Source organism: uncultured Sphingomonas sp. (genome assembly GCF_964244235.1).
Taxonomy (GTDB): Bacteria; Pseudomonadota; Alphaproteobacteria; order Sphingomonadales; family Sphingomonadaceae; genus Sphingomonas.
Map to the genome: position 1 here is coordinate 1 of NZ_CAXTII010000073.1, position 13,401 is coordinate 13,401.

Consider the following 13,401-nt stretch of genomic DNA (forward strand, 5'->3'; position numbering starts at 1 on the left):
GGAGATCGCCGTGATCACACCGGCGAAGCTACACCACGCCGTGGGGCACGATCGGCACTTCAGATAAATCGATCGGGCTCACCGATGCCTGTTGATCCAGGTTACTTCCTCGGTTTGTGGCTGAATATGTGCGGATAGCTGCGCCAGCCAGGCAGCTTCATTGGAGATCCGTTCGGAGTCGCCCTCGATCCGCCAGGCGCGGCGCTCGGGCGACCACCGATAGCCCGCCTCCTTCAGCACGTCCTTGTGCTCGAATGGTGCCCGGTTCGCGTAGAGCCGGTGTGTGACGCGGCAAGCGGTGTCGACGAGGTGGGCCGCGACCGACCGACCTTCTCCGGCATTCGAGGCAAGCAGGCACGTAGTCGCCCACACGTCGGCAGCGGCGCGGTGGGCATCGGGCAGGAAGAACCCCGCCTGCGTCAACAGACCAGCAATGCTGCGGCCGCCACTCCAGCCCAGACTGGACCAGTCGATCTCTGCCATCGAACAAGCCCAGGGCAGGTTCGCCACCTGAGGAAAGCGCCGAGTGACGAAGCCGCGGTCGAATTTTGCATTGTGCGCCACGATAGCATCGACCCCACGGAGCGCTCCCATGACCTCCGCCTCGGGGATCCACTTGCCGATCAGCATGTCCGACGTGATGTGCGTCAGCAGCTCGATCTCGATCGACAGATCCTCGGCCGGATCCTCCAGCCAAGATTTCGGCGGGGTCACGTCGACGATGTCGCCGGCTTCGGCATCGATCGACAGCGTGCCGACCGCAAACTCGATCATCTTGTGGCGTTCGGGATCGAGGCCGGTAGTTTCGCAATCTACGATCGCAAGGCGAATGACGTTGTCCGACACGGGCATCGACCGGCACCACAGTTCCTCGGGTCGCGGCAGACGACGCAGTACGCGGTAGTCGCCGAGCTGTTCGAGCCGAGCGGGCGAGCCGCTCACCGCGGCGATTGGGATTGAGGTGGTAGAAGGACATGTCTTGTTCCCTGAATGACGAACGCCCGCCGCTCCGGGGAGCGACGGGCGTCGGAGACGTGAGTTGGCGGAGAGGATCAGGCGGCGAGCGCGGGCCTTGTCCCGATGGCCCGAAACCAGTCATCCTCGGCGGTGCGGATCTGGTCGGTATTGGCGAGCCATTGCCACTGGCGCGACCCGCACCGGCCGGTGGGACGCCAGAATCGCGCCGTGGCGAGCAGGTGGACGTGAGGCGGCCCGGGCGGAATGCCGTTCGCCCCCTTGGGCGCGTGGATCGCCCAGTCGACGATCATGCCTTTGTCGACCAGATGGCGGTACGCGTAATTCTCGACCAGCCAGGTCCAGCGCGCCGGATCGGCCTCTTGCGGCAGGTCGGCAACGATGTGTGTGGCCGTGATCGCGCGCGGTCCCTCGAGCGCCGCCGCGTCGTCGGCATCGCGCCACAGCGTGTCGCCGGACCGCAGCCGAGGCGGCAGCTTCTGCGGATGGCAGCGCCCGGCGGCAACCAGATCGCCGCGTTGGGTATAGGTGTCCGGCACCTTCCCGAACCGATCGCTGCCGCCGAGTCGGTTGATGTAGAGCCAGGAGGCGGTGGAGGTATAGTGCGTGGCATACGGCCCCTCGGTGGACCTGCTCTCGCGCCCCGCCGCGCAGACCGGACGGGCGTTGAACGGCGGTCGCGGGCGCAGGACGGGGAGTCCCGCCTCGCGGGCACGAGGCAGGTTAATGGGGTCGGACATAATCGTTCCTTTAGGCTATGGTCGCGCATCGCTGCTGCGATGCACGGAGCCGTCAGCGACGGATCAATGCTTTCTGCATTTTCCCATCACCTTCCGGCTCACTTCAGCCGCTCCCTTTCCGTGGTCCAAGGCATGGACGGCGCGAGCCGCGCTTTTCCATCGATCAAGCAAAAAAGAGACGATCCGGCAAAGGCCTTGCCGCCGCCGGATCACCTTCCCGGACTGCGATCGAGGTCCGGTGCCGGTCGGCCGGTCGCAAAGTCAGACGGACCGGCGGTGCGGGCGGCATAGGCCTGCACCGCGCCGGCGATCGGCTGCGGCCAGACCGGACCTCCGGCTTCGCGGCTGGCGCGCACCGTCTCGGTCACGAGCACGGCGACGCGGTCTTCATGCCGCCACGGATGGAGCAAGGCCGCGAGCATGGCCGGCTTGCCGGGCAGCGCCATCAGCCTGCCATCGGCAGCAATGTCGATCCGGCGGGGATGCTGCCCCGCCAGCATCAGCAGCATGAGCAGTTGCTCGGTCGGCTTGCCGGTCGCCGTGTCGAATGCGGCGATGCGGGCGCGGATGCCGTCGTCGTGGAACGCGGGTGCCAGGCCCTGCCGCCATCCGCCAAACCCGTCGGCTATGCGGGGCAAGGCTTTAGCCGCGACCTGCTCGTCGCCGACGCGGGCCCTGCGATGCTCCGCGTCACGCACGGCATGCGCGCGGTCGATCGTCCGCTGCATCTCGAACGCATCACGCTCGAACCCCGGATCGTTCGCCCAGCGATCGATCCGGCGGAGGTGGTCCGCCGGGAGGTCACGTGGCCAGAACCGCGAGCCGGTCTTTGCAAACGCGAGCGGCCGCCCCGTTGCCTCGCGTGCCAGATCGGCGACAACCGTCTGCTCGTCGCGCATGGCACGCAGCGCCTGCTGCACGCCTCGCGCCTGCAGCCAGTCCCATCCGACCCCGATCGCCTTCAATGCCGGATAGTCGGTCTCGACCTGCCCGTCGTCACCGCCATAATCGGCGATATAGGGATCGAGCGCCCTGAGCCGTGCGACCCGCGAGATCGTCATCGCCGAGCCGCTCGGCCTCCACGCGCAAGCGCGAGGTCGCCGCGGCGGCAAGCTGGTCGAGGCTGGGCACCGCATCAAGCATGTCCACCGCGCCCAGCGTCGGGAGGGTGTCGAGCCGAAGACCGTCGGCCCCCATGCCCTTGCGCCGCTTGCGGATGCGGGCCGACCGGGCGATCGCCAGCGCATCGAACAGCGATGGCACCGGGTCGTCGCGTTGCAGCGTGGTGGTCAACACGACGGGTGCGAGATTCACGCGCGGGCGCACTGACCGCGCGCTGGACAACGTGCGCCCGCCGGTCGGGGCGACGGCGGGCACGAACGGCAGCGCGGCCGGCTGGGCGCGACCGGCAGGCTCGTATGTGACGGCAGGCTTCGCCACAAAGCTTGTCTGGAGCCGGTCGCCTGCGACAACGCGTCGCGTCGCCGACCACCGCGCGTCCGGTCGCAACGGTATGACGGCCGGAGTGCGGTTCGTGGCCGGCGTTGCCGCTGGCGACGTGGTAATCACGGTCGCCTCGATCGGCGCAACGGCGGCCGCGATGGCCGGCCGTGAGGGTACATAGGCCCGAGCCCGGACGATCGCCTTGGTGGGCATGGTTGGTGCCGATGCCGTCAGCACGGTGGCCGATGCTGGGGCTCTGGCGCGCGTCAAGAGAGTGGCCACGTCTACCGGCGGTGCGGCACGGATGATCTTCGCCGGGATAACCGCATCCACATGCTGCTCGATCCGCTTCACCGCGGCATCGCGCATCCTGGTCAGCGCCGCGATCTTATGGTCGGCGTCGCGGATCACCCGGCGGGCGGCATTGCGCGCAGCCTTGATCCGGTTGCGCTCGTGCGCCCAGACATGGCCGCCACGCGCGACGATGGCGGCGCGCGGCTCGCCGAGATGTCCGCCTGCTTCCAGATCGAGCCGACGCGCGCCATAGCCGAGACCGGTATAGCGCCGGTTGCTCCGCGCCTCTTCGGCCGCAGCCGACATCGAATGCGCCCACAGGTGACGAAGCATCTGGACGCCGTCACGTCCGTCGAGTTCGCCGCACACCTCGTCGGCGACTTCCCAGGCATAGGGCTCCACCCGGCGCATCGGCCGCAGCGAGAAGGCGATATGCGGATGGAAGTTGCGCTGGTCGCCTTCAGCTGGCGGCGAATGGATTGCAGAGGAATACGGCAGGCCGAGCGGATCGAGCGTGGTCCGACAGAAGTGGGCAAGCGCCGCGATCATCTCGCCCTCGCTCATGTCACTGTCAAACGGCGCGATGGCGAGCAGCTGGATCTTGGCGTTGGCGCGCGTGCTGGCGTCCTCCATCGCCTGCCAGGCCGCGCCGATCTCGATCCAGTCGTCGCCCATGTTGCTGATGATGTTCGCGTTACAGAGAGGGCGGCAAGCACGCCTGCCCAAACAATCGCATCATCACGACCGACCGCCTTGAGACGCGCGTCCTGCACGGCTTACAGCACTACATGCTTAACGAGGAACTTATCGAAATCTATATCGTGGAATATCGCGCCGAGTTCGCCAAACGGAACAAGGAGCTCAGCCGTGAGGAAGACCGCCTGAAGAAGCGGCACGGCGATGCGGTCGCCAAAATCGAACGTCTGGTGGAGGCCGTTGCCAACGGTGCCGAGGACTTCATCGAAATCCGCGATGTCCTGGCCAAGGCCCGAACCGATCGCGATCAGGTTGCCGAACAAATCTCTCAGTTGCAGCAGCTGCCGGCCGTCGCGCTGCATCCCGCAATCGTAGGCGACTACCGCCGCCAGGTCGCCAAGCTGAACGCCGCATTAGGCGAGAACCCCGACGCACGGCTCGAAGCCATCCCCCAGCTTAGGGCGTTGATCGATCAAGTAAAAGTATTGCCGTCCGAGCAGGAAAAGGGCGTCATCATCGAAGTGATCGCCGCCTGACTTCAATCATGGCTCTCGCTACCGGCGAGCAGATTTCCAGCAAACAGTACTTTAACGTTGGAGCGGGCGAAGGGATTCGAACCCTCGACCCCAACCTTGGCAAGGTTGTGCTCTACCCCTGAGCTACGCCCGCTCTGGCGCCATGGCCCGGATGGGTCCGGGCGGGTGAGGGGCGGCCACTAGCAGCGGCTCGGGGGGTTCGCAAGCCCCGTCGAGATCGACCGATCGACACGAACGATTCATGGTAGCGGGCTCGGATTTAGAACATTACAAGAACATGAATGTCCGAGTCGCCAACCCAGATCGCCCGATTGCGGAGCCTAGCTGCCACGGCCAGGCTTTCGACAGCCAGGCTTTCGACGGCGACGATCGTCGGCGAGACCGCATGGCTGACTGACGGGTTAGGCCGCGCACAATTGCACGAACTGTTCGCGATCGATGCCGAAGAAGCTGCAGCGGCCGCGGGATTAGCGGTCGCGGTGACGATCGCTGGCAAGGCGCTGCCGGTGCTGTGGTTGCGTACGATGGCCGCCGAACGCCGCGGTGGCCGGTTGCGGGCGGGGGGACTTGGTGAGCTTGGACTGGAGGCGCGTGCGGTGGTGCTGGGCATCGTCGCGGACGAGGCGGCGCTGCTCCGTGCGGCGGCGGATGCGGCGCGCTGTCCGGGGCTGGGCACGCTGATCGTCGAGGCCTGGGGCCCCGCGCCCGGTATCGATCTTACCGCAACCAGGCGTCTGATGCTGGCGGCGGAGGCGTCGGGCGCAACCGTGCTGATGGTCCGTATCGGTGCCGAACCGCGACCGAGCGCGGCGGCAACGCGCTGGTCGGTGGCGGCGGCACCGTCGACCGCGCTTGATGCCAATGCACCCGGCGTCCCCGCCTTTGCGGTCGAATGCCTGCGCCGTCGCGGGGGACCGGCGGGGCGACAATGGCGTGTGGAATGGGACCGAGATGCGACATGTTTCCGAAACGCGCCGTTACCTGGCGCTGATCTTCCCCTGGTTGCCGATCGAACGCCTGCGCTCGACTCGCCCGCATTTGTTCGCCGGACGGGATGAAGTGCCGGTCGCGTTCGTCGAAACGCGCGGCAATGCGGTGCGGCTGGTCGCGGTCGATCGGGTGGCGACGCAGGCGGGGCTTGGCCCCGGGCTGACGCTGGCGGATGCGCGCGCCCGCGTGCCGACGCTGGAAGTGTTCGAACATGACGCGCATGCCGATCTCGACTGGATCGAACGGCTGGCCGACGGGTGCCAGCGTTACACGCCGATCGTCGCGGTGGTGCCGCCCGATGCGCTGCTGCTCGACATCGCCGGGTGCGTGCACGCGTTCGACGGCAACGAACGCTGGCTGGCGGCGGATGTCGAGACGCGGCTGGCAAGGCGCGGGGTCTTGGTCCGGCATGCGTTCGGCGATACGCCCGAGGCGGCGCAGGCGCTCGCGCGCTTCGCCGGTGCCCCCGCCCCCGACGAGAGGCGCGCGGTGCGCCGCCTGCCCGTGGCGGCGCTCGGGCTCGACGAGGATTCGACGACCGCGCTGTCGCGGGCCGGGCTGAAGACGGTGGGCGACGTGATGACCCGGCCGATCGCGACCATCGCCGCACGGTTCGGCGAAGAGGCGGCGACCGCGATCCGGCGGCTGTCGGGCGAGGCGCGCGCGCCCGTCATGGCCAGGCAAACCATTATACCGATCGCCGCGGAACGTCGCTTCGCCGAACCGATCGCGCGGACCGATATGGTGCTGGCGACGATCGCTGCGCTGATCGCGGAGGCCGGGGAAGCGCTGGAGCAGCGGCACCAGGGCGGTCGCCGGTGGGAGGCGCGGCTGTTCCGCGCCGACGGGCAGGTGCGACGGCTGCGGATCGAGACGGGGCGACCGACGCGCGACGTGGCGCTGCTGATGCGGTTGTTCCGCGAACGGATCGACGGGCTGGCGGATCCGCTCGATCCCGGTTTCGGTTACGACCTGATCCGGCTCGACGTCGCGCTGGCGGAGGGGCTGGCTGCCAGCCAGTTGAAGCTGGAGGGCGGCCATCATCAGGCGACCGGCGAGGATGCGGTAGCGGCGTTGATCGACCGCTTGTCCACGCGGCTGGGCCGCGGCGCGATCCGGCGCTTCGCGCCGCGCGAGAGCCATATCCCCGAACAGGCCGAACTGCTTCTGCCCGCCACGCAAGCATCGACCGCCGCCACCGACTGGCCGGCAATCGAGCCGGGCGAACCGCCGCTTCGCCCGATCTACCTGTTCGACCCGCCACAGCCGATCGACCTGCTGATGGGCGAAGTGCCCGACGGCCCGCCAAAGCGATTCCGATGGCGACGCAACTTGCACGAAGTGTCACGCGCCGAAGGTCCCGAACGGATCGCGGGCGAATGGTGGCGACGGCACGATAAGGCGGTGCCGACGCGCGATTACTACCGAGTCGAAGACCGGCGCGGGCGGCGCTTCTGGATCTTCCGCCATGGCCTGTACAGCGAGACGGAGACGCCGCGCTGGTATGTGCACGGGCTGTTTGCATGACGCGCTTTCGCTCGCCAAAGGCATCGACGCGCTTTCGCCCGGTGGTCGAATGACCGATCCGGCTTTCGCCGAACTGGTCGCGTCGACGAACTTTTCGTTCCTCGACGGTGCCAGCCATGCCAGTGAAATCGTCGCCCGCGCGGTACAATTGGGGCTGTCGGGAATCGGTATCGCGGACCGCAACACGGTTGCAGGTGTCGTGCGGGCGCATCAGGCGCTCAAAAAAGCGCGCGCCGGCCTGTTTGGAGCGGGACTGCCGCCGATCGATTTCAAATTGGCGACGGGTGCGCGGCTGGTGTTCTCGGATAATACGTCCGACATCGTTGCCTATCCCGCGACCCGGATTGGGTGGGGTCGTCTCACCCGGCTGCTGACGGTCGGCAATCGGCGCGCGGACAAGGGTGGGTGCATCCTCGAGCTCGGGGATTTGTTGCGTCATGCCGACGACATGTTGCTGATCGTGATGCCGCAAAGCACCGATCGCGGCGCGGATGTGAAAGTACCGATACCGGCGGACGGGTCGAGTGCGGAGCCGCCCTTCACGCTCTCGCCACGCGAGGGGAGGGATATGGCCACGCTCTTGGCGGAGACGTTGGACCGCGTCGCTTGCATCGCGCCGGGACGGGTGTGGCTGGGGGTGACGATGTCCTATGCCGGGCCCGACCGTCGCAGGCTCGCGCGGTTGGGGGCGGTCGCCGATGCGGCCGGCGTTCCGCTGATCGCGACAGGCGATGTATTGTACGCTCATGTCGACGATCGTCCGCTGCACGATGTCGTGACATGTATCCGCGAAGGCATGACGATCCAATCCGCGGGCCGGCGGCTGGCCGCGAACGGCGAACGCCACTTGAAGGATGCGCGCGAGGTAGCGCGGCTGTTTCGCGATAGGCCCGATGCGATCGCACAGAGCCTGCAATTGCTCGACTGCATAGCATTCGATCTTGATCAGCTACGCTATGAATATCCTCATGAGCCGGTTCCCGAAGGATGGAACCCCCAGGATTGGCTGGAGCATATCGTCTGGCAGGCCGCGCTCGATCGCTTCGACGATGCGGTACCCGAAAAGATGCGCCTGCTCCTGAACGAGGAATTCCACCTCATTCGGGACCGCGAATATGCATATTATTTTCTGACCGTCCACGACATCGTGCGGTTCGCCCGCAAGTGCGACCCGCCGATCCTGTGCCAGGGGCGTGGTTCCGCCGCCAATTCGGTGGTGTGCTTCTTGCTCGGGGTCACGTCGGTCGATCCGATGAAATATGATTTGCTGTTTTCACGCTTCGTGTCCGCGGAACGCGACGAACCGCCCGACATCGACGTCGATTTTGAGCATGAACGGCGTGAGGAGGTGATGCAGTATATCTATGCGCGCTATGGCCGCGACCGAGCGGCGATTGCGGCGACCGTCATCCATTACCGACCACGCAGCACGGTTCGCGAGGTCGGCAAGGCGCTTGGACTAACCGAAGACATCACTCAGCGGCTGACCAGCACCGTCTGGGGCAGCTTTGCCAACCGGTTCGAGGAAAAACGATTCCGCGAGACCGGGTTCGATCCCGACAATCCCGATATCGCGCGGTTGCGCGACATGGTCGACCGGTTGCTCGAATTCCCGCGCCACCTGTCGCAACATGTCGGCGGGTTCGTGCTGACGCAGAACCGGCTCGACGAGACGGTGCCGATTCACAACGGCGCGATGAAGGGCCGCACCTTCATCGAATGGGACAAGGACGACATCGACGCGCTTGGGCTGATGAAGGTCGATATCCTCGCGCTCGGCATGTTGACCTGCATTCGCAAGAGCTTCGACCTAATGCGCGAGCATGGGCTAGGCGATCACGCGCTCGACACCATTGCAGTGGCCGAACATCCGGCGGTTTACGACATGCTGTGCGAGGGGGACAGTATCGGCGTATTCCAGGTGGAAAGCCGCGCGCAGATCAACATGCTGCCACGCCTCAGGCCCCGCAAGCTCTATGATCTGGTGGTGCAGGTGGCGATCGTCCGACCGGGACCCATCGAGGGCGATATGGTCCATCCGTATCTGCGCCGCAGATCGGGTAAGGAGGCGGTGGACTTTCCATCGCCCGATCCGCGGTTCGGCCCCCCGGACGAACTGCAGCAACTGCTGCGCTTCACTTACGGGGTACCGTTATTCCAAGAACAGGCGATGAAACTGGCGATCGTGGCGGCGGGGTTTACGCCTGGCGAAGCCAATCTTCTCCGAAAGGCGATGGCGACGTTCCGCCATGTCGGCGGAATGGAGAATTTCCAGACCAAGCTGGTGGGGGGCATGGTCCGGCGCGGGTATACCGCGGAATTCGCCGAACGCTGTTTCAAGCAGATCGAGGGATTCGGCAGCTACGGTTTTCCCGAAAGCCATGCGCTGTCTTTCGCGAGGCTGGTGTATGTCTCATCCTGGATCAAATGGTTCCATCCCGCGGTATTCGCATGCGCATTGCTCAATTCGCAGCCGATGGGGTTCTATGCACCTGCGCAGATCATGCGTGATGCGGTCGAACATGATGTCGTGGTGCTGCCGATCGATGTAAATGCGAGCGGCTGGGACAATGGGCTGGAACCGTCATCGCTCTTACCCTTCCGGGGACAGATGGAAAGGACGGCGAAGGCGGAGGGTGAGGGCGACGGGCTCATGATGCGCCTGGGCTTTCGCCAGATCGACGGGTTCCGAGAGGACTGGGCCGATACTCTCGCGATTGCCCGGGCGGTTGGCCGCTTCGTCTCGATCGAAGATCTCGCTCGCCGTGCCGGCCTCCCCCAGCGTGCGCTGACCTTGCTCGCGGATGCTGACGCGTTCGGATCGATCGGGCAGGACCGCCGCGCCGCGGCATGGGACGTGCGCCGGACCCCGCCTGTCCAGCTACCGCTGTTTGCCGCCGCCGCTGCACCCGAACTCGGCGTCGAACCCGATGCTCGCCTGCCCGCCATGCCGCTGAGCGAACAGGTCGCGGCGGATTACCAGGTGACGCGGCTGTCGCTGAAGGAGCATCCGATGACCTTCCTTCGGCCGATGTTTGTTGCCGAAGGCGTGCTGACCTCGGTACAGGCGGCGGAGGCGAAGGACGGTCGCCGCGCGAAGGTTGCGGGCATCGTCCTGGTCCGCCAGCGCCCGGGCAAGGGCAATGCGATCTTCGTGACGATCGAGGACGAGACCGGGATCACCAATGGTCTGTTATGGGCACGCGATTTCGAGGCGAACCGCCGCGCGGTGATGGCGTCCCGGCTGATGGTCCTGGAAGGCACGATCCAGCGCAGCGAGGAAGGGGTGACGCATCTGATGACCGTGCGCGTCCAGGACCGCACCGCCGATCTGGCGCGGTTGTCGAGCGACCACAGGATCGACCCCGCGCCCATGCCGCCCGACGAGGTGGTGCGGCCGGTCCATACGCACAGTCGCGATCCGCGGTCGCACCACCCGCGCGACGTACGGCTATTACCGAAATCGCGCGATTTTCACTGAACGTCGTACTCCGCTCGAAGCCAACCGATCAGCCGTCGTAATCGCCGCCCAGATTCTGGTTGCGCGGCGGCGCGGCGGCGGTGAGACGGAGCGCCTCGGCGGAGGCGGCCAGGCTGCCGATCGCATCGGCCTCGTCCTCGTCCTCGATCTGCACGCGCTGCAGGCCGGACACGACCGATTCCTCGAGATGATCGGGCCGCACCGTCTGCTCGGCGATCTCGCGCAGCGCGACGACGGGGTTCTTGTCGCGATCACGGTCGATCGTCAGATCGGCACCACCCGAAATCTGGCGCGCACGCTGCGCGGCCAGCAAGACCAGGTCGAAACGGTTGGGGATCTTGTCGACGCAATCTTCGACGGTCACGCGTGCCATATGTACGCTTCCTCAGGGATCAGTTTTATGCGGATAAGCGATCTTCCCTATGCGAATGGGTCGCACGAGTCAAGAAATGCAGGCCGCGCCCGCCGCTTCAAGAGTGTCGGCGCGCCGTTTAGCCGACGCCACCGTGGCTCTGCTAGTCCCTCCACCCCCAGTAAAGCTGTGCCGGGGGTACGTTCCACCATTCCATGCCATGATCGATCGACGTGAAATGCGGGGTCAGGAAATCCTTCACCCTGGGCGAGAATTGATAGACCAGGAACGCGCCACCGGGCCGCAGCACTTCGTGCGTCGCCGCGGCGATCGCTGGGCCGACGCCGGGGGGCAGCGTCGAGAAAGGCAGGCCCGAGAGCACATAGTCCGCCGCCGCGAACCCGTGATCCGCGACGATCGCGGACACGTCCGCCGCCGATCCGGACACCGCGGCAAAGCGTGGATCGGTGATGGTGTGGCGCAGATAGCGGATGAAATCGGGATTGGTGTCGATCGCGACCAGCATCGCGTCGGGGGCCATCCGCTCCAGGATCGGGCGGCAGAAGGTACCGACACCAGGGCCATATTCGACAAACAGCTTGCATTTTTCCCAGTCGACCGGCGCCAGCATCTTGCGGATCAGCCGATCCGACGACGGAACGATCGATCCCACCATCACCGGATGCTTGACGAACCCCTTCAGGAACATTTGCCAGGGGGACGACACCCCCGCCGGGCGTGAACGCGATCGCCTGGCGGCGGTAGTCGAGCTTGGCATCGAATTCCTGACGATCATGACCGAGAATAAGGTGGCCGAAACGATAGTCTCGTTCCGTCGCACGTTTCCAGAACGATGTTCAAGGGTTCGGGTCGCTCGCCGTGGTTTTCGTGCGACTTGGCGTGTCGCGCGCAAGCGCCTAACCGGTTGCCGATGCGCGACCATCGCACCGGCCAGATCGCCGTCATCTTCGCCTCGACCCGCAACCTGACCGACGACCCCGGCTATGCCGCGGCAGCCGAAGCGATGGATGTGCTGGCCGCCCGGCAACCCGGCTACCGCGGCATTGACAGTGTTCGCGACGCGGACGGACGCGGGATCACCGTCAGCTATTGGATCGACGATGCCGCCGCGATCGCGTGGCGCGATCACCCCGATCACCGGGCGACGCGCGAAGAAGGTCGTGCGCGCTGGTATTCGGATTATTCGGTTAGCGTCGCGCGGGTCGAACGCGATTATGGCTGGTCCGGCGAATGACGGCGTCTTCTTCGGTCGATCGCCGCTTCACGCTGATGTTCCTGGTGATGCTGACGATCGCGGCGGGGAATACCGCGCTGCAATCGGTGCTGCCTGCGCTCGGTCGGTCGCTTGGCGTGAAGGACAGCGCGGTCGCGGCCGCGTTTTCGGTATCGGCGCTGTTATGGGTCGTCGCCGCACCGTTCTGGGCGGATCGATCGGACCGTCACGGCAAGCGGGCGATGATCCTGCTCGGGGTCGGCGGTTTTTCCGTGTCGCTGACCTTGTGCGGCCTGTTCCTTGCAGCAGGGATCAATCACTGGATCGGCGGAACGCTGGCGTTCGTCCTCTTCATCGGCGGACGGCTGATCTATGGTACTTTCGGCTCGGCAGCGCCGCCCGCAGTGCAGGCGATCATCGCCGGAGAGACGACGCGCGGCCTCGTGATGGGGCACGCGCAGGCGATGACGAGCCAGGCGATCGGCTTCCTGGTCATCGACCGGCTCCATGTCGCCCCCGACAAGGCGCTGGAGCCGACCGGGATCGTGCTGATGATGGGCGCGGGTGCGGCGCTGTTGGCGCAATGGGGGGTGATTCCCCGGCTGAACCTCGCGCCGCGGGCGCTGGTGCTGGTCGGGCTGATGCTGGCGGCGGCTGGTACTGCGCTGACCGGGCTCGGCACTTCGCTCTACACCATCGCGACCGCCTATGCGTTGGCGAGCCTTGGCTTCGGCTTTACCCGGCCGGGCTTCACCGCGGGGGCTTCGCTCGCGGTCGGGGCGGAGGCGCAGGGCTCGGTCGCGGGCAAGGTGACGAGCGTCAACGGCGCGAGCTTCGTGCTCGGCCCGTCGATCGGCGTGGGCCTGTACGAACTCCGGCATTCGCTGCCGTACCTGGCCGCTGGCGCGGCGTGCGCGGTCATGATCGTCTATGCCTGGGCGGCGTTGCGTGACTAAATCCTCCCCGCTCGCGGGGAGGGGGACCAGCGAAGCTGTTGGAGGGGGCTATCGGCAAGCGACTGCTCGCGGATAGCCCCCTCCACCACGCCCTGCGGGCGCGGTCCCCCTCCCCGTAAACGGCAGGGGAATCGCATATGGAAATTTGATCGAAAAGGGATTCGGAAGGGTGCCTCT

12 protein-coding genes and 1 tRNA gene are annotated in these 13,401 nt (G+C 66.2%); 6 read left to right on the forward strand and 7 right to left on the reverse strand.

Translation table 11 applies throughout. The features are described 5' to 3' along the window. Window positions 1-78 precede the first annotated feature (78 nt). The 4 genes from ACFE7D_RS11540 to ACFE7D_RS11555 form a co-directional block, all read right to left on the reverse strand. Window positions 79-942, reverse strand: coding sequence for a 3'-5' exonuclease (locus tag ACFE7D_RS11540; RefSeq protein WP_375395564.1), 864 nt, complete (start codon window positions 940-942; stop codon window positions 79-81). Between the two features lie 110 nt (window positions 943-1,052). After that, entirely contained in the window at window positions 1,053-1,715 is a 663-nt protein-coding gene (locus tag ACFE7D_RS11545) for a MobA/MobL family protein (protein WP_375395565.1), read from the reverse strand. 209 nt (window positions 1,716-1,924) lie between these two features. Then, window positions 1,925-2,776 carry a hypothetical protein gene (locus tag ACFE7D_RS11550; protein WP_375395566.1) on the reverse strand — a complete coding sequence of 284 codons (852 nt, stop codon included), beginning with the start codon at window positions 2,774-2,776 and terminating at the stop codon, window positions 1,925-1,927. Then, window positions 2,712-4,127: a hypothetical protein gene (locus ACFE7D_RS11555; RefSeq protein WP_375395567.1), complete on the reverse strand. Its 1,416-nt coding sequence runs from the start codon at window positions 4,125-4,127 to the stop codon at window positions 2,712-2,714. Before ACFE7D_RS11555 ends, ACFE7D_RS11550 begins: the two co-directional genes overlap by 65 nt. 113 nt (window positions 4,128-4,240) lie before the next feature. Here ACFE7D_RS11555 and ACFE7D_RS11560 point away from each other — a divergent pair, with 113 nt between their 5' ends. Further along, entirely contained in the window at window positions 4,241-4,684 is a 444-nt protein-coding gene (locus tag ACFE7D_RS11560; protein ID WP_375395568.1) for a hypothetical protein, read from the forward strand. Window positions 4,685-4,742: 58 nt separating this feature from the next. Here ACFE7D_RS11560 and ACFE7D_RS11565 read toward each other — a convergent pair. Beyond that, window positions 4,743-4,817, reverse strand: a tRNA-Gly gene (locus ACFE7D_RS11565). Window positions 4,818-4,965: 148 nt separating this feature from the next. On the opposite strand from ACFE7D_RS11565, the gene ACFE7D_RS11570 reads away from it, so the two are divergent. Genes ACFE7D_RS11570 through ACFE7D_RS11580 form a run of 3 tightly spaced genes read left to right on the forward strand, consistent with a single transcriptional unit; the run spans window position 4,966 to window position 10,682 of the window. After that, complete coding sequence (locus ACFE7D_RS11570; protein WP_375395569.1) at window positions 4,966-5,742, forward strand: hypothetical protein; 777 nt, start codon at window positions 4,966-4,968, stop codon at window positions 5,740-5,742. Further along, window positions 5,636-7,201 (forward strand): DNA polymerase Y family protein, encoded by a 1,566-nt coding sequence (locus ACFE7D_RS11575; RefSeq protein WP_375395570.1) that lies wholly within the window; start codon window positions 5,636-5,638, stop codon window positions 7,199-7,201. Before ACFE7D_RS11570 ends, ACFE7D_RS11575 begins: the two co-directional genes overlap by 107 nt. Window positions 7,202-7,250: 49 nt before the next feature. Beyond that, window positions 7,251-10,682 carry an error-prone DNA polymerase gene (locus ACFE7D_RS11580; protein ID WP_375395571.1) on the forward strand — a complete coding sequence of 1,144 codons (3,432 nt, stop codon included), beginning with the start codon at window positions 7,251-7,253 and terminating at the stop codon, window positions 10,680-10,682. Between the two features lie 28 nt (window positions 10,683-10,710). On the opposite strand, the gene rpoZ is transcribed toward ACFE7D_RS11580, so the two are convergent. Both rpoZ and ACFE7D_RS11590 read right to left on the reverse strand, forming a co-directional pair. Next, entirely contained in the window at window positions 10,711-11,055 is a 345-nt protein-coding gene (gene rpoZ, locus ACFE7D_RS11585; protein ID WP_375395572.1) for a DNA-directed RNA polymerase subunit omega, read from the reverse strand. Window positions 11,056-11,197: 142 nt separating this feature from the next. Continuing rightward, entirely contained in the window at window positions 11,198-11,812 is a 615-nt protein-coding gene (locus tag ACFE7D_RS11590; protein ID WP_375395573.1) for a class I SAM-dependent methyltransferase, read from the reverse strand. 153 nt (window positions 11,813-11,965) lie between these two features. Between ACFE7D_RS11590 and ACFE7D_RS11595 the strand changes: the two genes are divergently transcribed. Together ACFE7D_RS11595 and ACFE7D_RS11600 are read left to right on the forward strand one after the other, a co-directional pair. After that, window positions 11,966-12,289: an antibiotic biosynthesis monooxygenase family protein gene (locus ACFE7D_RS11595; protein ID WP_375395574.1), complete on the forward strand. Its 324-nt coding sequence runs from the start codon at window positions 11,966-11,968 to the stop codon at window positions 12,287-12,289. Then, window positions 12,286-13,224: an MFS transporter gene (locus ACFE7D_RS11600; RefSeq protein WP_375395575.1), complete on the forward strand. Its 939-nt coding sequence runs from the start codon at window positions 12,286-12,288 to the stop codon at window positions 13,222-13,224. The genes ACFE7D_RS11595 and ACFE7D_RS11600 overlap by 4 nt, the downstream gene beginning before the upstream one ends. Window positions 13,225-13,401: the final 177 nt, after the last annotated feature.

Coding starts and splice junctions, on each gene's coding strand:
- ACFE7D_RS11580 (WP_375395571.1), top strand. CDS start 7,251: ATGACCGATCCGGCTTTCGCCGAACTGGTCGCGTCGACGAACTTTTCG.
- rpoZ (WP_375395572.1), bottom strand. CDS start 11,055: ATGGCACGCGTGACCGTCGAAGATTGCGTCGACAAGATCCCCAACCGT.
- ACFE7D_RS11590 (WP_375395573.1), bottom strand. CDS start 11,812: ATGCCAAGCTCGACTACCGCCGCCAGGCGATCGCGTTCACGCCCGGCG.
- ACFE7D_RS11555 (WP_375395567.1), bottom strand. CDS start 4,127: ATGGGCGACGACTGGATCGAGATCGGCGCGGCCTGGCAGGCGATGGAG.
- ACFE7D_RS11595 (WP_375395574.1), top strand. CDS start 11,966: ATGCGCGACCATCGCACCGGCCAGATCGCCGTCATCTTCGCCTCGACC.
- ACFE7D_RS11550 (WP_375395566.1), bottom strand. CDS start 2,776: ATGACGATCTCGCGGGTCGCACGGCTCAGGGCGCTCGATCCCTATATC.
- ACFE7D_RS11570 (WP_375395569.1), top strand. CDS start 4,966: ATGTCCGAGTCGCCAACCCAGATCGCCCGATTGCGGAGCCTAGCTGCC.
- ACFE7D_RS11560 (WP_375395568.1), top strand. CDS start 4,241: ATGCTTAACGAGGAACTTATCGAAATCTATATCGTGGAATATCGCGCC.
- ACFE7D_RS11575 (WP_375395570.1), top strand. CDS start 5,636: ATGCGACATGTTTCCGAAACGCGCCGTTACCTGGCGCTGATCTTCCCC.
- ACFE7D_RS11545 (WP_375395565.1), bottom strand. CDS start 1,715: ATGTCCGACCCCATTAACCTGCCTCGTGCCCGCGAGGCGGGACTCCCC.
- ACFE7D_RS11600 (WP_375395575.1), top strand. CDS start 12,286: ATGACGGCGTCTTCTTCGGTCGATCGCCGCTTCACGCTGATGTTCCTG.